Raw genomic sequence first — 24827 nt, forward strand, 5'->3', positions numbered from 1 at the left:
ATTTTATAATATCTATAAACTGGAAAAGATAAGTCGGAGAAGGTTCCCGGAACAGGAGGATTCGAGGAACCATGACAAGGAGAACGGAAAAAGCGACAGAGCTACAAAAGCGGGCCATTGCAAGGATGAGACCGAGGGCGGCGGCAAAAGCCTGGGAGGGCGTGCTGCAGCTCCTCTATCCGCTCCGCTGCCCGGCCTGCGACGGCATCGTGACGCCGGCGGGAGAGAAAATCTGCCTGGAATGCCTGGGCAGGCTGCGGCTCCTGACGCCGCCCTGGTGCATGAAATGCGGGAAAAAGCTGGCGGAAGAAGGAGAGTTCTGCGCTGACTGCAGGCGGAAAAGCCATGTGTTTGACAGAGGCAGGGCGCTGTATTCCTACGAGAGCGCTGCAGCCTCTGTCTATCGGTTCAAATACGGCGGCAGACGGGAGTACTCGGATTTTTATGGGGAGCAGCTGACAGAGTATCTGGGGGATTTCATCCGGAGCGTCCGGCCGGATGCCCTTATCCCCATCCCCCTGCACCGGAAAAGGATGGCTGCACGGGGATATAATCAGGCGCAGCTGCTGGCGGAAGCCGTGGAAAAGCGCATGGGGATACCTGTATACAGGGATTTTCTGCTCAGAGTGAAAAATACCGCGCCCCTGAAATATGAAAATCCGAAAGAACGGCAAAATAATTTGAAAAGGGCTTTTAATATAGCGCGAAATGATGTAAAATTAAAGAGAGTGGTAGTTGTGGATGACATCTATACTACCGGCAGCACCATGGACGAAGCGGCAGGGGTTCTGAAAGCGTCCGGCGTTGAGGTGGTCTGTTTCATTGCTTTGGCAAGCGGCGCAGGTATTTGAAATAAGAATAGTGCATAAAGGCACAGAGGAGAATACTATGAATGTGAGAAATTGCAGAAGCTGTGGTTGTATTTTCAATTATGTGGCCGGTCAGGTGATTTGCCCTGCCTGCCGCGACAAGGTGGAGAAGAAGTTCCAGGAAGTGAAAGACTATATCCGGGAGAATAAAGGAGTAGGCATCCAGGAGGTGGCGGAAGCCTGTGATGTGGATGCCGGTCAGATTCGCCAGTGGCTCAGAGAGGAGCGCCTGGAGCTGGCGGAGGGTTCCGCGATGTATCTGAAGTGCGAATCCTGCGGACAGTCCATTCGCAGCGGCAGATTCTGCGACAAGTGCAAGGCGAATATGACCAGGGATCTGCAGGATGCCATCAAGATCAATAAGCCGTTGGATCTGAAGCCTGAAAAGAACCAGGGAGACAGCGCGAAGATGAGGTTTTTGAAATAGGAGGTCTTTCAATGCTCAGTGAAGAACGCATCATCCTGATGACCCGTATGGCTTCCTATGAGAAGGGAGAGGGCAGGGAAAACGTCAAGATAGGAAATTATTTCCGCAGTGACTATATCGCGCTGCAGATTCTCAAGGCTGTAGTCTGCGCAATCATAGCATTCGGGATTATGTTCGGTCTCTATATGTTGTGCAATTTCGAGGATTTTATGGAGAATCTGTACAAGATGGATCTGCTGGCGTTCGCCAAGGATGTACTGACGTATTTTGTCGCCATAGTGGGTGGCTACGCGGTGCTTACGTATAGCGTCTGCACCTGGAGGTATGCCATGGCCAAGAAAAGTCTGAAATGTTATTATCATAATTTAAAAAAGCTGAGTTCCCTTTATAATGAGACGCAGTAGAGGAATCGCAGCTGGAGGTCAGAATGATAGTTTTACTGGAAATGAAGGAAAGGATAAAGCTGATTTACAGCAAATATGAGGCTTTCATCATACCGGTCTTCAAATTTTTGCTTGCCTTTATCGTTTTCAACACACTCAATAGCAGGATGGGCTATATGACGCGGATCGATGATATGACGATTGAGCTGATTACCGCCCTGGCCTGCTCGTTTTTACCGCTCGGGCTGATGGTCCTGATTGCGGCGGTATTCAGCCTGATGCATATGTATGCGCTCTCCATGGAAGTGGCGTTGGTGGGGTTGTGCATGTACCTGATTATGTACCTGCTGTTTTTCCGCTTCAGCCCCAAGGATTCCCTGGTGGTGGTATTGACGCCCCTTTTGTTCGCTTTTAAGATTCCCTATGTGGTTCCGATTGCGGTGGGGCTGTTGTGCGGACCGTCTTCGCTGGTGTCCGTGGGCTGCGGCATAGCCGTGTTCTATCTGCTGCAGACAGTGATTGACAGCGCGCCCAACATCCGGACCATGGGGGATGAGGCAATCCTGGAGAAAGTGCGGATGATGGTGGAGAGCATCGTCGGGAACAAGGCCATGCTGGTGATGATCGCGGCATTTGCGTTCACTGTGCTGGTGGTCTATCTGATTCGCAGGATGTCCGTGGACTATTCCTGGACTATCGCCATGGTGGCGGGAGCCATGATAAATGTGGTCCTGCTTCTGATAGGGGATTTGCTCTATGATGTCAACCTCTCTGTGGGAAGCGTGCTTTTAGGCTCTCTTCTGGCCATAGTGGTGGCCAAGGTGCTGGAGTTCTTCCGTTTCTGTGTGGACTACAGCCGCACGGAGAAAGTGCAGTTTGAGGATGATGAATATTATTATTATGTGAAGGCTGTCCCAAAGATGACAGTCGCCGTGCCCACTAAGACAGTGAAGAGAATCAACTCCCAGCGAGGCGGGGAATCGGAGCCGGGGATGTCCCGGCAGCCGGGCCGGAGCGTTGAGACCCAGAGGACGCCCTCCGACAGGAACGGTTCCAGGGCGGCGCGCCCCCAGGGACGAAGCGGAGCCCGAAAGGGGCAGCGGGGCATGACTATGGGGAATGCCGAGAGGCAGATGGATCCGGATGATAATCTGGAAGAAATATGAAGAGTGGCCCAAACAGGCCCCAAAAGTAAGGTTGGTATGAGATGCAGTGGATTGAGACAGCAAATGAATACCTGAAAAATATCAAAACATACGCGAACACCATTGATTTGTATGATGTGCTGGAAATCCTGATCATAGCCTTTCTGGTATATTCTATCCTGGCGTGGATGAAGACTACCAGATCCTGGAGGGTGCTGCGGGGCCTGGTGGTGATTTTCCTGTTCGTATTGGTAGTGGACCTGATGCAGATGACCACTATCATGTGGATGACCCGGAACGTGCTGGGTTTTGCGGTGACGGCAGTCATCGTGGCCATGCAGCCGGAACTGCGCCAGGCTCTGGAGCAGCTGGGGGAAAAGAATTTCCTGCCATCGTTTTCCAATTCTTCCCGGAAGATGGAGGAGACATTTTCCGAGAAGACGGTAGGTGAAATCGTAAAGGCCTGCGTGGAGATGGGCAAGGTGAAGACCGGTGCCCTAATTGTGGTGGAGAGAAAAGAGTCTTTGAAAGATTACGAGAGGACCGGCATCGAAGTGGACGGAGTTGTGACCAGCCAGCTGCTCATCAATATCTTTGAGCATAATACACCTCTTCATGACGGTGCAGTCATCGTGAGGGGCAACAGGGTGACCTATGCCACCTGCTATCTGCCCCTGTCCGACAATCTGGGCCTGAGCAAGGAGCTGGGCACCAGGCACCGGGCGGGCGTAGGCGTATCGGAAGCGACGGATTCCATGACATTGATCGTATCGGAAGAGACGGGCGGCATCAGCCTGGCTTATGAAGGCGAGCTGCAAAGGCATCTGGGAGCGGAGGAGCTGCGTGACAAAATGCGGCAGATTATGGATTTGAATGGAGAAGAGGATGCAAAAGGCATACACAAACGGAGAGGAAAAAACAGGGCGAAAGGTGAAAAGAAAGATACTGAATAACTTGGGGCTGAAGCTGCTTTCCATCGCGCTTGCCATTGTGTTCTGGTTCCTGGTGGTCATAGCGAACAACCCGAAAGATTCCGTGTCCTTTTCTAATATACAGGTAAACCTGATCAATACGGAACTGCTGGAAAAGGGAAATAAATTCTATGAAGTTCTGGAGAGCTCGGACAGGATCCGGGTCACGGTGGAGGCGCCCAGAAATGTGGTGCAGGAGCTGAACGCGTCCGATATCGTGGCGGAAGCCGATGTGAGCAGGCTGACGGAGGTGAATACCATACCCATCAGCTTCCGGGTGCTGAATGACGATATAGAGATATTGAGTATCACCGGCAGTCGGGACGCCGTGCTGCTGAATGTGGAGGAAAAGGCCAGCAAGTGGGTCAATGTGAGCTGCGACGCCAGGGGAGACGTGGCGGAAGGGTATATCGTTTTCAACACGAAGCTGGATCAGACCCGCATAGAGATCACCGGTCCCCAGTCCGTGGTGGAGAACATCAGGAACGCGGGGATTGAAATCGACGTGACCGGCGCCACCACTAATGTGTCAGGAAACGCGGACATTCATTTCTATGATGCGGAGGGAGAGGTGGTGGACGACTCTGACATCGTGAAGAACGCGGACAGCATGCACGTGGAGGTGCAGGTGCTGGCCACCAAGGAAGTTCCGGTGGAGGCGGCTTTTGCCGGTGCTCCTGAGGAAGGGTATCTTGCTACCGGCGTGGTGGAATGTGAGCCGTCCAGCGTGATGTTGGCCGGGACGGCCTCTGCCCTGGCGGAAATCAGTAAAATCAGCATACCGGAGAAAGAGCTGGACATCACGGGTGAAAGCGGCAATGTGGAAAAGGTCGTCGATATCAGGAAGTATCTGGAAAATGCCAGCCTGGCAGACGGCAGCTTCAACGGAAGGGTGACGGTCACTGTCCATATCGAACCGGTGGTGGAGAGGACGCTGGTGCTTTCCCAGCGAAATATTACTTTGGTCAATCTGCCGGAAGGATATGAATGGGGATTTACGGAAGAGAATGAGACATATAGAGTGAGGATATCCGGTCTGGATGAGGCTATGGCGGCTGTGAACCAGAACACGGTACAGGGTACGATTGATATAGGCGCATGGATGACCGCCGGGAATATGCAGGAACTTACAACAGGAGGATACGAAATTCCGGTAAGCATCGCGCTGCCTGACGGTGTCAGCGCCGAGAATGAGATATCTGTGAGAGTGAATATCGTCAAATTGGAGGATGAATAAGGAATGGCTAGATTGTTTGGGACAGATGGCGTAAGGGGGATTGCCAATGAAGAACTGACTCCTCTGATGGCCATGCAGTTAGGGCAGGCGGGAGCCTGTGTCCTGACCAGGGAAAAAGAGCACAAACCTACCATTATGGTAGGCTGTGATACACGTATTTCCGGTGACATGCTGGCAAATGCGTTGATGGCAGGGGCATGCTCCGTAGGGGCCAACTGCATCTATGTGGGCATCATGCCTACTCCTGCGGTGGCATACCTGACGCAGAAGTACAAAGTGGATGCGGGAGTCGTGATTTCCGCCTCGCACAACCCGGTGGAGTTTAATGGAATCAAGTTCTTTGACGGAAATGGCTACAAGCTGCCCGACGAACTGGAGGACGAAATCGAAAGCCTGATGAAGAACAACATGCCGGGGGTGAAATTCCCTACAGGCACTGCCGTGGGAAAGGTAAAATACCGCACCGATGCCAGGGAGGAGTACATCAATCACGCGATCCAGTCAGTGCCCGTGGCGCTGGACGGGATGAAAATTGTAGTGGACTGTGCGGAGGGGGCTTCCTACTATACTTCAGTGGAGGCTTTAAAAGAGCTGGGAGCCTGCGTGGTCGCGATTCACAACAATCCCGACGGAACCAACATCAACGCCAACTGCGGTTCCACCCATATGGCTGAGCTGCAGGCCAGGGTAGTGTATGAAAAGGCTCAGATCGGACTCGCTTTCGACGGGGACGCGGACAGACTGCTGGCAGTGGATGAAAACGGCGAAATCGTGGACGGCGACCAGATTATGGCCATTGTGGGCAACTATATGCGGGACAACGGGAAGCTGAAAGAGAATACCATCGTGGCTACCATCATGAGCAATCTGGGATTCTTCCTGATGGGGGAAAGGAACGGGCTCACCATAGAGCAGACGAAAGTAGGCGACCGGTATGTGCTGGAGCGTATGAAGGAAATCGGCGCCAGCCTGGGCGGAGAGCAGTCGGGCCATATCATTTTCCTGGATGAGAATACCACCGGTGACGGCCTGCTCAGCGCGCTGCACCTGCTTCAGGTCATGGCGGATACCGGAAAGAGCCTGTCGGAACTGGCGGGCATCATGGAGGTGCTGCCCCAGGCGCTGGTGAACGCCAAGGTGGCCAACCACAAGAAAGAGAAGTACATGGAATATACGGTCATTGCCGAAGCCATCCGGAAACTGGAAAAGACCTTTGCCGGAGAGGGCAGAGTACTGATCAGGCCTTCAGGCACGGAGCCGCTGGTACGCGTCATGATAGAGGGCAAGGATAAGCGGATTATCCGGGAAGAGGCAGAGAAGCTGGCCACGCTGATACAGGATGTGATGTTTTAGAGAAACAGATTGGAGGATAAAAATGGTAAGTCAGAAAGTAGTAATCAAGAATCCTACTGGCTTGCATCTGAGACCGGCAGGGATTTTGTGTAAGGAAGCAATGCAGTTCAAGTCTCTGATCACATTTCAGTTCAGAGGGAGTACGGCCAACGCCAAGAGCGTGCTGAGCGTGCTGGGGGCCTGTGTGAAGAGCGGTGATGAAATCGAATTCTTCTGTGAAGGGGAAGACGAGCAGGAAGCTTTGGACTCGCTGGTGAGGGCTGTGGAAAACGGGTTAGGTGAATAAAAAGGCGCCGCGTATGCGGCGCCTTTTTATCTGAATGTGAAATTGTCATCCTCTTCTATGATGCATATCATGGTCTTTCCCGTATTCAAAATGACTTCGTTCCCATAGTCGTCATAATATCTCGTGGTTCCATAGTCGCCGGTCTTTTCCCATCTGACATGAATGCCCTTTCCGTTTGTGAAGTACCAGCCCTCCCGGGTAGTATCCTGACACTGGAAAGACAGATAACCCTCTCCCAGCTCGTCGTAGCGGATAGACTGTACCAGGATATTCTTGAAAGAAAGCTGGGTTCCGCCTGCGTCCACGTGAGGGCCGTCAGTGCTGCCGGAGAGATGCTGGGAGCGGTAATAGAGGCCGTCCGGCTCATTGAATTCAAAATAGCATCTGGTCAGGGGATAGCAGCCTGACATGTCGATGTAGGTAGCGTTTTTGGCTTCGGTGCCATATTGACTCAGCGTGTTGGGATTCAGCTTGCTGGCAAACCGGAAATGGTTGGACTCTGCCAGGTCCCTGTAGTTCAGGGAATACCCTTTCTGATTGATGACATTGAGCAGACCGGAACCCGTGGCATACCCGTTGTGGGGCGCAGGACGGTCGGAGGAGCGGAAAAACGCGCCGGCATCAGAGTCGAGATTGCCATCGATATACTCCGTGTTGGGAGCGGCAATCAGGTCATTGATGAAGAACGGACCGCCAAAATGAACGATAAAGGCATCCCATTCAAAAGCCCAGTACATATAATATGTGCGCAGACTGCGGACATTTCCGATTTTCTCCAGGTTCTTCCAGTCCTCAAAGACAGCCATCATCCTGGACATGCGGCCTTCCACATTGGCCTCATAGACGACGGAGGCCTTTGACAGGCTGTAATGGGGGATGGCGTTGGCCTCGTTGGGAATCATCACCGCTATGGGGCGGGTATCGGCCACGGCCACATCCACCCATTCGTTGGTCAGGCGGCTGCGCACCATGCCTTCCCTGGGAGGGACGGAATCATCCTCGATCACGATTGAGGGGGAGGCAGGCTGCTGGATATCGGACGGCTGCGATATCTGGGGCGTATCCGGGACCGCAGGCTCGCTGGATTCCGAAACAATCGGATTCGCGGGCGCATCCTCCTGTCCGCAGGCCGCCAGGACTGCAAGCACAGCCAGGAAAAGAATGCTGATTTTTATTTTCTTCATAATGTATTCTCCTATGGTATCTGACTTTACATTATACCACAAAAGATGACGGCAGTCACTTAATTGATGAAAAATTAAGAAATAAACCAGTGATATCCATTATTTTATCTTGCAGATTGCAGAGGAAAAAGGTATACTAAAGCCAAAATACCATGATGGAAGGAAAGATAAAAACCCATGAGCCTGCTGACAGTAATCGTGCCCTGCTACAATGAAGAGGAGAATGTGTCTTTCTTTTATGAAGAGCTTATGAAGAATGAGCCCTTTTTCGTGAAAAAAGGAATAGAGCTGGAGCTGCTCTATGTGGACGATGGATCCAGGGACGGGACGGTTTCCGAGATAAAGAAGCTGCGGGGAAAGGACGAGAGAGTGCACCTGGTCTCATTTTCCAGAAATTTCGGGAAAGAAGCGGCCATTTATGCCGGACTGGAGAACTCCAGAGGCGATTATGTGGTGATGATGGATGTGGATTTGCAGGATCCTCCGTCCCTGCTGCCTGAAATGTTCTCCTTTATAGAGCAGGGATATGATTCCGCGGCCACCAGAAGGGTCTCCAGAAAGGGAGAGCCTCCGGTCAGGAGCTTTTTCGCCAGGATGTTCTACCGCCTCATGAAGAAGATTTCCAGGACGGAGATCATGGACGGCGCCAGAGATTACCGGCTGATGACCAGACAGATGGTGGACGCCATCCTGTCCATGCAGGAGTACAACCGCTTTACCAAAGGAATCTTCGGATGGGTGGGCTTTCGGACCAAGTGGATTGAATATGAAAATGTGGAGAGACTGAAGGGAGAGACCAAGTGGAATTTCTGGAAGCTGTTCCTGTATTCCATAGACGGAATCTGTGCCTTTTCCACAGTGCCTTTGATGCTGGCCTCCGTGATGGGGGTGTTCTTCTGCGTGGTAGCCTTTCTGATGATTGCGTTCATCATTGTCCGCAAGCTGATATTCGGCGATCCGGTATCGGGCTGGCCCTCTCTCGTGTGCATCATCCTGATGACCAGCGGCGTACAGTTCTTCTGCACGGGAATATTGGGCCAATACCTTGCAAAGACCTATATGGAGGTGAAAAAGCGCCCCATTTATCTTGTGCGGGAGAGTTTCTAGGGAGGTTGATAAAAAGTCTTAACGAATTCTTAGCGGTCTTAAGTCTTTTCCTATGCGGATTTTTGTGGTAGAATGTGATATGTTCATCGTAGTAAGCAAGCAGCAGTCAACATAAGAAAGGGGAATTCATATGGAGATTACTGCAGTAAAAGATTGTGATCTTGAAAAATACATTACGGAAATCATGCTAGATGTAGGAGTTCCGGCACATTTGAAGGGATACCACTACCTCAGAAGCGCCATTCTTCTGTCCGGAAGGGATATGGAGGTAGTGACCAGCGTGACGAAACTGCTGTATCCGGCAATTGCCAGAAGATTCAAGACAACAGACCAGAAAGTAGAACGTGCTATTCGTAATGCCATCGAGGTGTCATGGAACAGAGGGAATGTGGAAACCTTTGAAAAAATGTTCGGATATTCCGCGTCGTCAGGCAGAACCAGACCTACCAACAGTGAGTACATAGCCCGCATCGCGGACAAAGTCCGGCTGGATATCAAGGCTATGTAGGTCTGAACCGAAGGAACAACAGAAGATAGAAACGCTTCTTACTGCGGGAATGAAAGGCAGCCGGGTGAAAATCCGGCTGCTTTTGTGGACTTTGCCGGATAAGTGTGGTAGAATGTCCTTATTCAAGACAATGGAGGCTGGAACCGGGCCGGACAGGAGTTTTTGCGGCGTGAAGAAAAATACTTTCGGGGATTATCTGATTATAGGAGAGATTGCCATTATCGGCCTGGCGGAGATTTCGCATCTGACAGGTGTTTTTTTAAAACGGTCTTTTGCGGACTGCGCCATGCTGCTTGCCATTCTGCTGTGTGCGCTGTTGATTACGGGAGTGGGATTTCTGGCAGTGCGGTGGAAGGATATTTTTGCGGAATCAGCGGGGGAACCGCGTGTGAGCGGCACAGAGAAGCTTTTATACGCGATGTTTGCGCTAATAGTAATTTCACAGCTTATTTTCATTGGTATGGGGAATGCTATCTACAGAAAAGGCGACATGACCGTGGAGACAGTGGAGAGCTTCCTGACTTGTGACAGGATTTACCAGGTCAATCCCATGACAGGAATGCCATATACAGAAGGAATGCCGTCCCGGCTGAAGATATTGTGCCTGCCCACGCTGTATGGCAGCCTTTGCAAATGGACAGGACTGCCGCCGGCGCTGGTGGTTCAGAAGATTGTTCCCATGGCGGTATTGCTTGGCAGCTATCTTTCCTTTTCTCTGCTGGGCAGGACATTGTTCGCGGAGGACGGCAGGAAACGGGCCTGTTTTCTGTTGCTGGTATCGCTTCTTTTGTGGGTGGGATCCTACCGTTACGGAATAGAAGGATTTGATTTGCTCTGCTGCGGCTGGCGCGGTGTGGCTGTCCGGGGGGGAGTGCTTCTGCCCTGGGTGGTGTCCCTGTGCCTGCGGCGGAAATGGTTCGGCATCTTATTATGTGCTGCAGCTGAGGGCTGTATAGTCTGGACATTGTATGGATGCGGCGTCTGTCTGGCGGTGGCGGCAGGGATGACGGCGGCAAGGATAATCTGCCGGAGGATTCCGGGCATGGCCGACAGGGGAATGACTGCACGCGCTGGAGAAAAGGGGGACGTGAAATGACGGAGCTCCTTCAAAATGCGAGCCTTAGATGGGTCGGTTACAAGGGCAGCGGGAAAATAGTGGCGCTGTTGCTGGCGGTTCTGCTGTTTTGGTGGTTTGCCGAAAAGGAAAAAAAGCAGAGGGCTCTTTTGCTCTATACCACTGTAGCGGCGGCATGCTGTATCGTGCCTGTGACAGCTGCTTTCCTGATGTTATATCAGACGAAATTTTACGATTATGAGTGGATATGGAGTATGGTGCCCGTGACGGCCGTGACAGCATATGGCCTCACACTGTTCCTGGCAGGACACTGGAAAGAAGCGCAGGGAAACTGGCGCAGGGGATTGCCTGTGACATTGCTGCTGCTGATGGCCATGCTGTTCTGCGGGGATCTGGGTGGAGATATGGAAGCCCGGGCAGAGACGAATGCGGAAAAGGACGAGGCCTATGAGGTAGTCGGGATGCTTTCGGAGAGATGGTCCCGGGAGGATATCTGTCTCCTTGCCCCGCAGAGAATCCTGGAGTACGCCAGAGAGGCGGACGGACGCCTTCGGCTTGCCTATGGAAGAAATATGTGGGATCCGTGGCTGAACGCGTATGCCTATGATACCTATGACGGGAAAGCGGAAGATTTATGTCAGTGGATGGCGTGGGCCGAGCAGGCTTCCTGGATCTGGATGCCTGAGGCGGACAAGGAAGAAATGCTGGACACGCTGGAGAAACAGGTGGAGACGGCAGTGGAAATGGGCGTGAACTGTCTGCTGCTTCCCGCGGGGATACCCTCAGATATGTCGGAGAGGATAGAGAAAGCCATGGGCGCAGAGGTGCAGACACTTGGGGACTATGTCGCCTTTACGCTGTTCTAGGACAGGATTTGAGAGATAAGATTGCCGGAAAAGAGGAAAGCTATGGATGGGCTGGTCAGCATCATCGTGCCTGTATACAATGTAGAGAAATATATCGGGGAAACCATTGCCTGTGTGGAGGCACAGACTTATGGGAACTGGGAACTTCTGCTGGTAGAGGATAACAGCAGCGACAGAACGTTGGCGGTGATAGGGCGCTGTATGGAGGAGAGGGAGGACTCCAGGATACGGCTGATTCGCCAGCCCTCCAACATGGGGGCCGCCAGGGCCAGGAACAGAGGACTGAAAGAGGCCCGGGGAAGATATATCGCCTATCTGGACGCGGATGATCTGTGGGTGCCTGAAAAGCTGGAAAAGGAACTGCGCTTTCTGCGGGAAAAAGAGGCCGCGTTTGCTTTCACCGGCTATGAATTCGCAGATGAGCAGGGCAGAGGCACAGGGAAGGTGGTACATGTGCCGGAGACACTGTGTTACAGGAGGGCTTTGAGCAATACAACGATTTTTACGACTACGGTCATGTTCGATACCGAGAAAATTGACAGAGAACAGCTGGAGATGCCGGTAGTCAAGAGCGAGGACACCGCGCTCTGGTTCCGGGTGTTGAGAAACGGGTATACTGCTTATGGGCTGGATGAGAATCTGGTGCGTTACAGGCGCTCGGACAATACGCTTTCGGCCAACAAGCTGGAGGCGCTGCGGCGCATCTGGCATCTCTACCGGCGATGCGAAAATTTGAGCCTGCCCCGCAGCGCATGGCATTTCTGTTTCTGGGCAATCAGGGCAGTCAGAAGAAGACTGTAGTGATGGGGAGGATTTATTGTGAATCTGAGTACCAATGAAAAGAAACTGAGACATTTGGAGACATTCAAGAGGCTGATCAATCTGGGGCTGACTACGGTGTGCCTGGGACTGGAGATCGCGATATTTGCCTATTGGTGGCAGATGCAGTTCCGCTGGAGCGTGGTGGAAGCGCTGCGGTACTTCCAGGGCAAGGGCCATGTGCTGGAAGTCTCTATCTATGGAGTGGTATTGATTCTGCTGTCCTCCATGTACGGAGGCATCCGCCTGGGCTATCTTAAGAACGTGGAGCTGATTTTTTCCCAGGTCTTTGCCACCCTGATGGCTAATATCTTCATATACGCGGAGCTTTCCGTGATGGCCGCCCAGCCTTTTGTCCCTGACGTGTTCATTCTCATGATGGTGGAACAGACGATTGTGGTAATCATATACATCAATGTGGCCAACCGCCTCTACCGCGCCATTTTCCCGCCCCGCAGGCTGTTGCTGATTCATGGGGACAGGCCCATAGAGAATATCAGCAGCAAATTTGCGCTCCGCAAGGACAAATATATCATCACCAGGACCATTCATGTGGAGGAGGGCTTTGAGGCTGTCTGCAGGACGATTCAGGAGTCCTACGAAAGCGGCGAGTGCAATGCCGTGGTGCTGGGGGACATCTCCGTGGCGGACAGGACGCCTTTGATTAAATTCTGTTACGGGCATTCCATCCGCTTCTACCTGCTGCCCAAGATAACGGATGTGATACTGATGGGGGCAGAGGAGCTCCATGTGTTTGACAGCCCCATGTTATTGACCCGTGAGTACAGCCTCACCATAGAACAGCGGATCATCAAGAGATGCATCGATGTGACGGGCGCATTGATATTGCTGGCGCTGGCATCTCCCTTTATGCTGCTGACGGCTCTTGCCATTAAGCTCTATGACGGCGGCCCCGTCTTGTACAAGCAGGTGCGCTGTACCTTGAATCAGAGGGAATTCTATATCATGAAATTTCGGAGCATGCGGACGGACGCGGAGAAAGACGGCGTGGCGAGGCTCGCTCAGAAGAACGACGACCGCATCACGCCTGTGGGAAAAATCATCCGGAAATGCAGGCTGGACGAGCTGCCGCAGTTAGTAAATATCCTGAGAGGGGACATGTCTTTCATCGGCCCCAGGCCGGAACGGCCGGAAATCATTGCCCAGTATCTGGAGGTCATGCCGGAGTTCGCCTGTCGTATGAAGGTGAAGGCCGGGCTGGCCGGTTTTGCGCAGGTATATGGAAAATATAATACATCCCCTTACGACAAGCTGAAGCTGGATCTGACTTATATCGAAAATTATTCTGTCATGCTGGATATCAAGCTGATGCTGCTGACTCTGAAGATTCTCTTCTGGCCGGACAGCACAGAAGGCGTGGAGGCGGAGCAGATTACGGCTTTGCGGGAAGAGCGCAAAAAGCAGCAGGAGAGGCAGGACAAAAAGGATGAGGAATGATATGTGGAAAGGATATTACGGGAAAGAACCCTTTGACCTGCGTCTGACAGTACTTCGTTTGGCATACCGGCTGCCGCTCATCATAGCCGTCACGGTTCTGGGCACATTGCTTATCGGCGGCGGATATTATGTGAAAAATGTGCTTCTGCAGGGGGAAAAGATATATACGGCCACGTCCTCCTACCGGGTGGAGTATGCGGTGGACAGTGTGGAAGACATTATGAGCGTGTATATCAATGAGATGAGCTGGAATACCTATATGCAGTCCCGGATGTTTCTGGACGCAGTAGAGGACTACCTGGGGGAGGCTGGCGTGAAGGGGATAAGCAGCCAGGAACTGGCGGAGTCGATTTATGCCCGGGTGCTCTCGGATCTCAGGCTGCCCTCCACGACGGTCACTACGGCCAGCCCGGAAAAGAGCGTGGCGATAGCCCGTGCCGTGGAAGCCGCCATGGTGCAGGAACTGGCAGAGGAAGTAAGCGAGATTGACTACATTACGGTAATAGACCCGGGCGATGCTGCGGAGGAGGTACGCCCGGTCCTCAGGGTGAGGAGAGTGTCCGTCTTCGGCGCAATTCTGTCCTGCTTTTCCGTAATCGTGATTCTGCTTTTGAAAGAGACAGGGGATGACTGCATCTGGCTGCCTGCCTCTATCCGGAAGCGGTATGGCGTAAAGGCGGCAGGGACCATAGAGAGCAAAGAACTGGGTGAAAACATAAAGTATTTTTTCCGAAAAGAGGAAGTGCCGAAGGAAAGTCCCGGAAAAGCTGCTGCGGTCGCGGTCTGTCCGGTTCAGGAGGAGCTGGATTCGGAAGAGGTGCTGAAGCGCCTTCAGGAGATATGCCCCGACATCTGCGGAGAGTGGTCCGCCGTTCTGTCTCCGCTGAAGAATCCTCAGGTTGCAGAGCAGCTTAGGGAGGCGGAGGGCATTTTGCTGGCGGTAAAGGCGGGGAGTCATGCGGGCAGGATGTTCGAGCGGGTCCTGGAATACCTGGAACAGCAGGACTGCCAGGTGACAGCGGCAATCCTGTGGGATGCGGATGAGAAGCTGCTTCGGAGATACGACTTTCTTAAGATATGAACCAGAAAGGCTGAGGCATACGGACGGGGAGAAAGATATGAAGGTTCAGGTACTGGCATCTGTCATGAATGAAGAACCGAAAGCGCTTCTGGAGCGTATGAGGCTGGAATCGGACGCGGTCATCATCAATCAGTGCGACAGGCTGGATTTTGAGAAAATAGCATATAAGGGGTATCAGGTGCAGTTCTTTTCCTTTCCGGACAGGGGCGTGGGCAGGAGCCGCAATGAGGCGATCCTCAGGGCGGACGGCGATATCTGTCTTTTCTCGGATGCGGATATTGTGTATGAGCCTGGATACGCGGAAAAAATAGCCGCGGAATTTCAGAACAACCGCCAGGCGGATATGATACTCTTCAATATCACAGTGGAGGAGGCCCGCAGGACCTATCATATCACGGAGCGCAGGCGGGTCCGCTGGTACAATTGCGGCAGATACGGAGCGGTGAGCTTCGCTGTCCGCAGAAAGAGCCTGTTTTCCTCCGGGGTGACTTTTTCTTTGCTGTTCGGCGGCGGAGCAAGATATGGCAGCGGCGAGGACAGCCTGTTCTTAAAAGAATTCATGGATAAGGGTTATTCTGTGTATACGGCGCCCGTCACCATCGGACGGGAGATTTCCGGGAAATCCACATGGTTTTCCGGCTATGATGAGAAATTTTTCCGGGACAAAGGGGTATTGTACCGTTATCTGTACGGAAAGATGGCGTGGGCCATGGCGCTTAGGTTCCTGCTGGCGCATCGGGACAAGCTGTGCGCCGAGGTGCCTCTGGGGCAGGCGTTCCGGTGGATGCGGGATGGAGAGGAATCGCAGGGAAAGGGATAGATGATGGAGTGGAGTGCGCTGGTTTATATCCTGTTGACTGTAATTACGGTGGCTTTTGGGCTGTGCGTGGACAATCAGGACTATGTGCCCGACTATATCAGAGGGGGCCGCAGGTATCCGGGGCCTCCCGGCGCGGGGAGCGGAAACGGGCTGTGCGAACGGCGGCAGGTCAGGAACCGAATTGCGGTGGCCGCAATCTATTGCCTCCTGACAGGAGTGTCCGCCTGCCGGATCGCGGTGGGCAATGACTACTGGGTGTACCGGGACAATTTCAACCTGATTGCGGAAGAGCGCCATGTGGCCTCGGAGTTTGGCTTCAATATGATCGTAAAATGGATACAGGGCGTGTTTGGTTATGATAAATATGTGCCTGTATTTGCTTTCTTTTCCATCGTGACAGTCTGGTTCTTCGTAAGGGCTCTGCACGATCAGGGAAGGCATTTTGCGTTTTCGCTGTATTTACTGATGACAGGAGGATTTTATTTCAACAGCCTGAATTCCGTCAGATATTATCTGGCGCTGGCAATTGCGCTGTTTTCCATGAAATATGTGCTCCGGAGCGAATATGGGAAGTTTGTTCTGATGATACTGGCGGGGGCTATGTTCCACAAGTCCATCCTGCTGGTGATTCCTGTATATCTCGCGGCGCATTTCCTTGCGGCAGCTCCTCTGAAAAAATGGCATTATGCGGCAGGCACCGTTTTCCTCTGCAGCCTTGTATTCGGGCAGAATCTTTACCGGGAAATCATCTTTTTATTCTACCCGTTTTATCGAAATTCCGTATTTGACGACGGGCAGCTTTCCTATGCCAATATTTTGAAATGCGGCAGCGTGCTGATCCTTTGCCTGATTTGCTATCGACAGAGCCTGAGGGAGAATCTGGCGAACCGCTTTTACTTTTTTCTGAATCTGTTCGGGCTGACGGTCTATTGCTGTGGTTCCTTTATTCCGGAGGTGTCCAGAATAGGATATTATATGATCATATCTCAGATATTCCTGGTGCCGGAGCTTCTGGCGCAGATGCCCTGGAAGAGACTGCGCAGGCTGTGCCGTGCGGGGGTGGTAGTAGCGTTTGGATGCTATTTCCTGTTGCTCTTAAAGGGAATGTACGCGATAGATGTAAGGCTGCTGCCATATTTGAACTGGATTTTTGATGACAGCGGCGTAATCAGCGCGCTGTGAGAGACAGGCAGAAAGAGAGGAAATCGATCATGAAAGTCTTATGGCTATGCAATATCGTGCTGCCTATGGCGGCGCGCCAGATGGGGATGGAGGTTTCCAATAAAGAAGGCTGGGTCAGCGGGATGGCGGAATCCGTGCTGGCAGGCCATGGGGAGAACCGCATCGAGCTTTCCGTGGCTTTTCCTCTGCCCCGCTGCAGATTTCCCCGGGGGCAGGAAATCCGCAGCGGGACGGTGGCGGCACAGAGTGGGGGATCCTTTTCTTTCTACGGTTTTCCGGAGGATGTGAACCATGCGGAAAAATATGACGAGAGACTGGAACCAGCGCTTGAAAAAATCGTCTCTATAGTAGAGCCGGACATCGTGCACTGCTTCGGCACGGAATATCCCCACACTCTGGCCATGTGCAGGATTTTCCCCGAAAAAGAAAGGCTGCTGCTGGGCATGCAGGGGCTCTGCACCCTGCTGGCCCAGGGGTATTACGCGGATCTGCCCGAACAGGCCATCCGCCGGGTGACGCTGCGGGACTGGGTGAAAAAGGACAGCTTACGCCGGCAGCAGGAGAAGTTCGTCCTGCGGGGGAATATGGAGCGGGAGGCAGTGGGCCTGGCCGGGAACATCACCGGGCGCACCCGCTGGGACAGGATGTATGCCAGGGATTGGAATCCGAAGGCCCGGTATTTTGAGATGAACGAGAGCCTGCGGCAGGAATTCTACGGGCCGGTGTGGGATTCGGAGGCCTGCGAGCCCTATTCCATCTTCCTGAGCCAGGGGGACTATCCCCTGAAGGGGCTGCACTATATGCTGCGGGCATTGCGGATCATATTGGCGGAATACCCGGAGGCAAAGCTGTATGTGGCGGGAAACAGCCTGGTGGCATACGGTACATGGAAGGAGAAGCTGAAGATATCGGGCTATGGGAGATTCCTGCGCGAAATGCTGACTGGCCTGGGGCTGGAGGGGCGGGTGTGCTTCCTGGGGAAGCTGGACGCGGGGCAGATGCGGGACAGATACTTAAAGTGCGGCCTGTTCGTCTGCTGCTCCTCTGTGGAGAATTCCCCCAATTCCCTGGGGGAGGCCATGCTTTTGGGGGTGCCCTGCGTCAGCGCGGACGTGGGCGGCGTCTCCAGCATATTTACGGGAGGGGTGGACGGCATCCTGTACAGGGGGTCTGACCGCGGCGGCGCATCCGGGGGCCCGGGGGCGGAAGGGGCCGGAGAGCTGGGGGCGGTGTCCGGGCGGCTGGCGGAGGCGGTGCTTGAAATGTGGCGCGATCCCGGGAAAAGGGAGGAATACTGTCGCAATGCCAGGAATCATGCGCTGCGCACCCATGACAGAGAGAAAAATTATCAAAAACTGGTGGAAATATATGGGAAAATCCTGTAAAATAGCTTTTATATCCAACTACATCAATCATCATCAGATTCCTTTCTGTAATGCCATGTACCAGCTTCTGCAGGGAGGCTTCGTATTCGTACAGACGGAACCCATGGAGGAAGGGCGGGTGCGGATGGGATGGCATGCGGCAGAGCGGCCGGCGTATGTACGCTGTTTCTATGAGGAGCCGGCGGGCTGCAGGCAGCTGATTCTGGACTGCGATGTGGCGCTGTTCGGCGGGACGGATGATGAGAGCTATATTCAGGAAAGGCTGGAGGCCGGGAAGACAGTCATCCGCATCAGTGAGAGGCTGTATAAGACCGGACAGTGGAAAGCGGTATCCCCCAGGGGGCTGTGGAAGAAGTACCATGATCACACCCGGCATCGGAAGGCGCCGGTCTACCTGCTTTGCGCGGGAGCCTATGTGGCTTCCGATTTCGCAATCATTCGGGCGTATCCCGGGAAAATGTACTGCTGGGGATATTTTCCGGAGACGAAACATTATGATGTGGATATGCTTTTAAGTGAAAAAGGATACGGAAAAACAAAGATTCCTTATCTGCTCTGGGCGGCCCGGATGATTGATTGGAAACATCCTGAGCTGTCGGTGGAGACGGCAAGGTTTCTGAAAGAAAAGGGGCTGACGTTCCACCTGGATATCATCGGGGATGGACAACTGCGGTCACAGACAGAAGACTTGGCGGAAAAATACGGACTGGGCGACTGTGTTTCGTTTCTGGGCTATCAGCCGCCGGAGGAGGTACGCCGATATATGGAACAGGCGGATATTTTCCTGTTCACCAGCGACAGACAGGAGGGCTGGGGCGCAGTGGCCAATGAGGCCATGAACAGCGCCTGTGCCCTGGTGGCGGATCATATGATCGGCGCGGTGCCTTATCTGGTAAGAAACGGAGAAAACGGCCTGATTTATCAAGACGGAAGAGCGGACCGGCTGTTTGCGGCTGCAGAGCGGCTGGTGCGGGACAGGGCTTTTGGAAAGGAACTGGGAAAGGCGGCTTACCGGACGATTGCCGATGTCTGGAATGCGGAGAATGCAGCGGAAAGGCTGCTGGAGCTGATAGGGCATCTTACAGGGCTCTCATGTGCGGAGACGGATACGGGCGGGAACATGGACAAGCCGGGACAAAGGTCTGCGGAGACAGTCCGGAAGCCGGAAGGACAGCAGATTGCAGGAAGGGCCGGATATGCGCCCTGTGCCCAGGCCGGGGCGCTGTCAGAGCGATTTCAGAAACAGGTTTGATTTCTTGAATATAAAAAGACGTAAAAACATACGGAGCTTAATAAAATGGATAACCCCTTGATTACGGTCATCATACCAGTTTATAATATAAAAGATTATCTGCCCAGATGCGTCCGCTCCATTACGGCACAGACCTACCAGCATCTGGAAATCATTCTGGTGGATGACGGCTCCACGGATGGTACGGGACAGCTCTGCGACAGGCTGGCAGAAGAGGATGAGCGCATCAGGGTCTGTCATAAAGAGAATGGAGGCTCCTCCTCCGCCAGGAATCTGGCGCTTGCGCATGCAAAGGGAGAGTATGTGGGATTTGTGGACAGCGACGACTACATTGCCTCCGATATGTATGAGCTGCTGATGCGGGGGATTCAGGATTTTCATGTATCCGCGGCCCAGGTGGCCAGAGATGAGACAGATGAAAAGGGAAATCCTTTGCCGGATATCTGTGTGCCGCCAGAGGTACCAGAGGTAATAGAAAACAGGGAGTTCATGAAAGAACTGCTGATGCACCGGGGGGACTGCTCTTTCTGTACCAAGCTGATCCGCAGGGACTTATTTCCGCAGGAGGCTTTCCCGGTAGGGAAACTGAATGAGGACTTCCATCTGCTGGTACGGATGCTGCCGCGGATGGGGAGAGTGCTGTCGCTGCCGGAGCAGGCATATCATGTGTTTTATCGAATAGGCAGTAATTCCAGAAAGGCGGATAAGGAGACTTTTTCCCGGGTCTACGCGGACTGTGTGGAAAATGCGGATATGGTGGAGGAAATCGTGAAAAGGGATTATCCGGGACTGGAGGAGACGGCGTTCCGGTTCGGGATTTTTCAGAGGCTGGAGTATCTGCTGCATATTCCGATTTCGCAGATGACGAAGGACAACGGGATGTATTGCGGGATTGTGGCTTATCTGCGGAGAAGCTGGGGAAAGGCCATGTGGAATCGGATATTGACGGGGAAGAATAAGGTGTACCATACCTTATTCGCTATAGCTCCCAGGGGAATACGAAAGCTGCACGCAGCCTTACGGCGCATAGCCTGATGGGATTTAGAAACAATTACCAGAGTGTTTGGGCAAATAATATGCTATGCTAAGCAAGGCGGCTGTTCACGGGATGATATAGGTTGCACTGGATAGAAACGAAGCTGATTCGGAAAAATTACGGGCTGCCGGAGCGGCCAGATAGGAGTAGGTTTGAAAAGATACGGAAGGTACATATGCGGAATATTGACAACGGTGGCTCTGCTGAGTGCCAGCATCAGATGGTCCCAGGTGGCCTGGGCAGCGGAGGATTCCGGGGCCGTGGACATACGGCAGGAAGAGAGCGGCGGAAATTCTGAGGCCGCGGACGGGCAGCAGGGGAGCAGCTCGGATAATGCCGAAGCGGCGGATGGGCAGCAGGGAGAGAACGGCGGCATTCCGGAAGATGCGGATGGACAGCAGGGGGACGATGCCGGTATTCCTGAAGGGGCCGATCCAGGGCAGAAGGACAATTCCGGGGACGCGGACGGGCAGCAGGAAGATAATCCTGACGATTCCGGGAGCGCGGACGGGCAGCAGGAAGATAATCCTGACGATTCCGGGAGCGTCGATGGGCAGCAGGAAGGCAATTCTCGTATTTCCGGGGATGTGGATGAGGAGACTGCGGAATGGATTCGGACGAGCGGGGAGGCTCTGGCCCAGATCGCTGCCGAGAGGGACATCATGGCTCTGGTGTATCTGAGCGATGAGTATCCGGTGCGGACAGCGCCCTCTTATGAAAGCGAAGCGGCGGTCACAGTGCTCAGCGGACAGACGGTGAATATCCTGGACATGGCTGTGGACGAGAACAGGGAGGTGTGGCACTATGTGCGCCTGGACTATCAGGGGCGGGCGATATATGGCTATGTGCCCAGGACATACCTGGCCTGCTCGGATGAGCGCTTTCTGGAGTGGGAGGAGGTTTACGGCATGAATGACGCCGCCTATGCGGCGGGTGGGGAAAGGGCCGGATATGCGGACATCGAGCAGTTCCCGGAGAGCTACCGGCAGGCGCTGACTGTCCTGAAGCAGAAGCATCCTAACTGGACTTTCGTGGCAATGAATACGACTCTGGACTGGCAGGCAACAATCGATGCCGAGCTTCAGGGCGGAAAGAGTCTTGTATACAAGACCCTCCCGGCGTGGATGAAAAATGGGCTGTATGACACCGGAAACTGGTATTATGCTTCCCGGGCGGCTGTGGAGAAGTATATGGATCCCAGGAACGGCCTGACAGAGAACGCTATCTTCCAGTTCGAACTGCTGACCTACAATGAGACGTACCATACACCGGATGCCGTAAGCAAATTCTTGAAAAATACCTTTATGACGGATGACGGCGGAAGGGTGGCTCCGGGAACCAATAAGAGCTATGCGGCTTTGTTCTGGGAAGTTGGCAGGGAAGAGGGACGGAAGGTGAGCCCTTTCCATCTGGCGGCCAGAGTGCTGCAGGAGCAGGGCCAGGGCACTTCGCCGCTGATTTCCGGCACTTATCCGGGATTTGAGGGGTATTACAATTATTTCAATATAAGCGCTTCGGGTACTACGAACGAGCAGATTTATAAAAGCGGTTTGACATATGCGAAGAACCATGGATGGAATAATGCGGAGAGCGCCATCCGGGGCGGAGCGGATTTTATTGCTGCGGATTATATTAAACGTGCGCAGGACACCCTGTATCTTCAGAAGTATAATGTGAATCCGCCGGGAACGCCAAATGCCTATGCGCCTTACACACATCAGTATATGCAGAATATCAGCGCTCCCACTACGGAGAGCTCAAGCATTAAGAAGCTTTATGAGGGAGTGGGGGCTCTGGACAGTACTTTCGTGTTCAAGATTCCGGTCTTTTTGAATATGCCCGCACAGCCTTGCGGGGAACCGGGTGTTTCCATGGAAATAGTGCTGTCGCTGCCGGAAGGTTACGGGGATTCCGTTATGTGGCTGGACGGCGTAGCCTATCAGGGGGAATTGCGGAACGGAAGCCTGGTGGTCACCGCGCCGAATGCGAACGCTAAGACAGCTGTGGTCTATAAGTATGATAACGATGTGCCGGTGGGCATGTACATCTGGAGCCTGACGCACAACGGAACCGTATACACTGCCACGCCAGAGCCTGGCCTGCAGGATTTGCTGACCTATCACGGATTTTCCATCCGTGTCACTGGCAACACGGGGATTCGGTTCAAGACCGGCATCTCCACCGATTTGCGGTCGAAGCTTACGAAAAATGGCGTGAACGGCTATGTGCTGAAAGAGTACGGCACGCTGGTGATGAACAATGCCAATATGAGCCAGTACCCCATGATAAAGGGCGGCGCGAAAGTGGCGGGAGGCATCTCTTATGGCACGGACAGCAATGGGAACAGGACGGATATTGTATTTGAAATAGCGGAGGGACGCTATCGGTTCACCTCCGTGTTAGTGGGGCTTCCGGTGGAACAGTACAAGACGGAGTTCGCTTTCCGGGGCTATGCGGTGCTGGAAAAGAAAGGGGAGCAGGTAATCATCTATGGGCCTGCAAGGGCCAGGAGCATCTATGAACTGGCCAGGGTGCTGCTGAGCAATGGCACTTATGAACAGGGCTCGGAGTCTTACGCATTCCTGCAGAAGCTGGTCAGTGACGCGGATGCGCAGTAGCGGCCGCAGACGGCAATGGAGCAGCAGACTTGTGACGGTGCTGCGGGAAAAGATGAATCAAAACGCATTGCGGAACAGAAATGGGAGGATACTATAATGAAAAAATGGAGATACAAGATAGGCGCCTGCATACTGCCGCTGGCCATACTGGCAGGATGCGGAGACGGAAGCGGCGCCGGTATCGGCTTTGGTGAGCAATCCAGCGAAAGCGTCGTGGATGAGGTGGAACCAGTAGATGTGAGTGAGCTGGTGGAGACACCATCGCCGGATCCGGAGGAAACAACAGAGCCTGAGGCAGCGGCATCTGAGACAGCAATGTTGTCCTACGCAGGTATGCTGGCGCCGGAGAAAGAAGCGGCAGTGCTGGAGGCCATGACAACCTTGCGCCAGAATCTGGAGATTCCGGAATATATCGGAGAGGGTATCCATGCGATAAGCGCGGAAGAATGGCTGGAAACCATGTGTGACGGAATCTATGAGGGTGGCAGGAGCTACTCCCTGCAGAAAGGAACGGACACGCTGCTCACCTTGCAGATTAGCTTTGATATCGAGGGAGATTCCCATATCAATGTGTTCTGTCCGGGCGAGAACGGCAGTATATTGATACTCAAGCAGGAAGGAAAAACTACATGGCTGCTGCAGACCGGTGTGGCGGACGGAAAGTATGAGGGGGAGTTCGAGACATGGCTGTTCGACGGAGAGAGCGGCCGTATCCAACGGGAACAGGGAACCTATGCCGCGGGAATCATCGTGGGCGAATACAAGAAATCCGAATACACCGGAGGCGCGGGAGAAGCTTTCGATATGTGGACCAACCGGGAGAATTTCGATTATAAGGTTACGACAGTGACGTATGACGAGAATGGGGAGATTGCGCCTACACCTACGCCTCAGCCTACGGCGACACCAAAGCCGGCCGTGCAGACGCCTCAGCCTACACCTGTGCCTACGCCTGTACCGACACCCGTGCCTGCGCCGGAGCCTAATCCGCCGGCCCAGAATCCCGATCCGCCCGCTCAGACTCCTGAGCCTCCGGAGATGACGCCTACACCGGGCGGAGATACGGACATCGGCTGGTCACCGGATTTGATGTAGGACAGGCTTAAACAGAAGCGTAAGAGGTAGTTCAATGTATATTGCTGTCAAAAAAATCATGGACAGGATTCTGGCATTGCTTGGCATGATTGTGCTGTCACCGGTTTTCCTCTTGCTGGTGGCAGCCATCAAGCTGGATTCCAAAGGGCCCGTGCTTTTCAAACAGAAGCGGGTAGGCATCCATAAGACACATTTCTATATCCTGAAGTTCCGCACCATGCGGATTGACACGCCGAAGGACATGCCCACGCATCTTTTGGAGAATCCTGAGCAGTATATTACCAGGACAGGCAGATTTTTGCGCAAGAGCAGCCTGGACGAGCTGCCGCAGATCATCAATATCCTGAAAGGGGACATGGCAATCGTAGGCCCCAGGCCTGCCCTGTGGAATCAGTTCGACTTGATTGCGGAGCGGGACAAATATGGGGCCAACGAGGTGCTGCCCGGCCTTACCGGCTGGGCTCAGGTCAACGGACGGGATGAACTGCCCATCGAGGTGAAAGCAAGGCTGGACGGAGAATACGTGAAAAAGATGGGTTTTGCCATGGATTTTAGGTGCCTTTTCAGGACAGTGATTTCCGTGGCAAGGCAGGAGGGTGTCGTGGAGGGCGGAACGGGCGCTCTGAAAGAGGAAAAGCGAAGGGACAGCTGAAATACGTGAGAGGTATGT

24 protein-coding genes are annotated in these 24827 nt (G+C 53.4%); 23 read left to right on the forward strand and 1 reads right to left on the reverse strand.

Annotated features, from left to right (window positions below; genetic code table 11):
- Positions 1–71: 71 nt before the first annotated feature.
- The 8 genes from NFS35_RS12725 to NFS35_RS12760 are packed head-to-tail and all read left to right on the forward strand — an operon-like array spanning position 72 to position 6671.
- Positions 72–851: a ComF family protein gene (locus NFS35_RS12725; protein WP_251207503.1), complete on the forward strand. Its 780-nt coding sequence runs from the start codon at positions 72–74 to the stop codon at positions 849–851.
- A 37-nt stretch (positions 852–888) separates the two neighbouring features.
- On the forward strand, positions 889–1296 hold the full coding sequence (locus tag NFS35_RS12730; RefSeq protein ID WP_251207504.1) for a flagellar protein: 408 nt from the start codon (positions 889–891) through the stop codon (positions 1294–1296).
- 11 nt (positions 1297–1307) lie between these two features.
- The gene (locus tag NFS35_RS12735) at positions 1308–1700 is read left to right on the forward strand and encodes a hypothetical protein (protein ID WP_251207505.1); all 393 of its coding nucleotides are present in this window, start codon (positions 1308–1310) and stop codon (positions 1698–1700) included.
- 23 nt (positions 1701–1723) lie between these two features.
- Positions 1724–2845, forward strand: coding sequence for a hypothetical protein (locus NFS35_RS12740; RefSeq protein WP_251207506.1), 1122 nt, complete (start codon positions 1724–1726; stop codon positions 2843–2845).
- 41 nt (positions 2846–2886) lie between these two features.
- Positions 2887–3777, forward strand: a complete 891-nt coding sequence (gene cdaA, locus NFS35_RS12745; RefSeq protein ID WP_251207507.1) for a diadenylate cyclase CdaA — start codon at positions 2887–2889, stop codon at positions 3775–3777.
- Complete coding sequence (locus NFS35_RS12750) at positions 3755–5032, forward strand: CdaR family protein (RefSeq protein WP_251207508.1); 1278 nt, start codon at positions 3755–3757, stop codon at positions 5030–5032. The genes cdaA and NFS35_RS12750 overlap by 23 nt, the downstream gene beginning before the upstream one ends.
- A 3-nt stretch (positions 5033–5035) precedes the next feature.
- Complete coding sequence (gene glmM / locus NFS35_RS12755) at positions 5036–6385, forward strand: phosphoglucosamine mutase (RefSeq protein ID WP_251207509.1); 1350 nt, start codon at positions 5036–5038, stop codon at positions 6383–6385.
- A gap of 22 nt (positions 6386–6407) precedes the next feature.
- Positions 6408–6671: an HPr family phosphocarrier protein gene (locus tag NFS35_RS12760; RefSeq protein WP_251207510.1), complete on the forward strand. Its 264-nt coding sequence runs from the start codon at positions 6408–6410 to the stop codon at positions 6669–6671.
- 26 nt (positions 6672–6697) lie between these two features.
- Here the strand turns inward: NFS35_RS12760 and NFS35_RS12765 are convergent, their stop codons facing one another.
- Positions 6698–7855, reverse strand: coding sequence for a DUF3048 domain-containing protein (locus tag NFS35_RS12765; RefSeq protein WP_251207511.1), 1158 nt, complete (start codon positions 7853–7855; stop codon positions 6698–6700).
- Positions 7856–8032: 177 nt separating this feature from the next.
- Here NFS35_RS12765 and NFS35_RS12770 point away from each other — a divergent pair, with 177 nt between their 5' ends.
- The 15 genes from NFS35_RS12770 (at position 8033) to NFS35_RS12840 (ending at position 24809) form a co-directional block, all read left to right on the forward strand.
- On the forward strand, positions 8033–8962 hold the full coding sequence (locus NFS35_RS12770) for a glycosyltransferase family 2 protein (protein WP_251207512.1): 930 nt from the start codon (positions 8033–8035) through the stop codon (positions 8960–8962).
- Positions 8963–9092: 130 nt separating this feature from the next.
- Positions 9093–9470, forward strand: coding sequence for a sporulation initiation factor Spo0A C-terminal domain-containing protein (locus tag NFS35_RS12775; protein WP_251207513.1), 378 nt, complete (start codon positions 9093–9095; stop codon positions 9468–9470).
- A gap of 169 nt (positions 9471–9639) precedes the next feature.
- Positions 9640–10566, forward strand: a complete 927-nt coding sequence (locus NFS35_RS12780; protein ID WP_251207514.1) for a DUF6077 domain-containing protein — start codon at positions 9640–9642, stop codon at positions 10564–10566.
- Positions 10563–11411, forward strand: coding sequence for a hypothetical protein (locus NFS35_RS12785; RefSeq protein ID WP_251207515.1), 849 nt, complete (start codon positions 10563–10565; stop codon positions 11409–11411). Before NFS35_RS12780 ends, NFS35_RS12785 begins: the two co-directional genes overlap by 4 nt.
- Before the next feature lie 42 nt (positions 11412–11453).
- Positions 11454–12212, forward strand: a complete 759-nt coding sequence (locus NFS35_RS12790) for a glycosyltransferase family 2 protein (RefSeq protein ID WP_251207516.1) — start codon at positions 11454–11456, stop codon at positions 12210–12212.
- 18 nt (positions 12213–12230) lie between these two features.
- The gene (locus NFS35_RS12795; RefSeq protein ID WP_251207517.1) at positions 12231–13688 is read left to right on the forward strand and encodes an exopolysaccharide biosynthesis polyprenyl glycosylphosphotransferase; all 1458 of its coding nucleotides are present in this window, start codon (positions 12231–12233) and stop codon (positions 13686–13688) included.
- Position 13689: 1 nt separating this feature from the next.
- On the forward strand, positions 13690–14769 hold the full coding sequence (locus NFS35_RS12800) for a YveK family protein (RefSeq protein WP_251207518.1): 1080 nt from the start codon (positions 13690–13692) through the stop codon (positions 14767–14769).
- Between the two features lie 37 nt (positions 14770–14806).
- A complete protein-coding gene (locus NFS35_RS12805) occupies positions 14807–15589 on the forward strand; it encodes a glycosyltransferase (protein ID WP_251207519.1) in 783 nt (260 codons plus the stop codon).
- Positions 15590–16771, forward strand: a complete 1182-nt coding sequence (locus tag NFS35_RS12810) for an EpsG family protein (RefSeq protein ID WP_251207520.1) — start codon at positions 15590–15592, stop codon at positions 16769–16771. It abuts the gene before it with no gap.
- 29 nt (positions 16772–16800) lie between these two features.
- Entirely contained in the window at positions 16801–18156 is a 1356-nt protein-coding gene (locus NFS35_RS12815) for a glycosyltransferase family 4 protein (RefSeq protein ID WP_251207521.1), read from the forward strand.
- The gene (locus tag NFS35_RS12820) at positions 18140–19408 is read left to right on the forward strand and encodes a glycosyltransferase family 4 protein (protein WP_251207522.1); all 1269 of its coding nucleotides are present in this window, start codon (positions 18140–18142) and stop codon (positions 19406–19408) included. Before NFS35_RS12815 ends, NFS35_RS12820 begins: the two co-directional genes overlap by 17 nt.
- Before the next feature lie 45 nt (positions 19409–19453).
- Positions 19454–20443, forward strand: coding sequence for a glycosyltransferase family 2 protein (locus NFS35_RS12825; protein ID WP_251207523.1), 990 nt, complete (start codon positions 19454–19456; stop codon positions 20441–20443).
- 153 nt (positions 20444–20596) lie between these two features.
- Positions 20597–23062: a hypothetical protein gene (locus tag NFS35_RS12830; protein WP_251207524.1), complete on the forward strand. Its 2466-nt coding sequence runs from the start codon at positions 20597–20599 to the stop codon at positions 23060–23062.
- Positions 23063–23158: 96 nt separating this feature from the next.
- Positions 23159–24157: a hypothetical protein gene (locus NFS35_RS12835; protein ID WP_251207525.1), complete on the forward strand. Its 999-nt coding sequence runs from the start codon at positions 23159–23161 to the stop codon at positions 24155–24157.
- 34 nt (positions 24158–24191) lie between these two features.
- Entirely contained in the window at positions 24192–24809 is a 618-nt protein-coding gene (locus NFS35_RS12840) for a sugar transferase (RefSeq protein ID WP_251207526.1), read from the forward strand.
- Positions 24810–24827: the final 18 nt, after the last annotated feature.

Origin of the sequence: Acetatifactor aquisgranensis, from assembly GCF_943193215.1 — a bacterium.
Taxonomy (GTDB): Bacteria; Bacillota; Clostridia; order Lachnospirales; family Lachnospiraceae; genus Acetatifactor; species Acetatifactor aquisgranensis.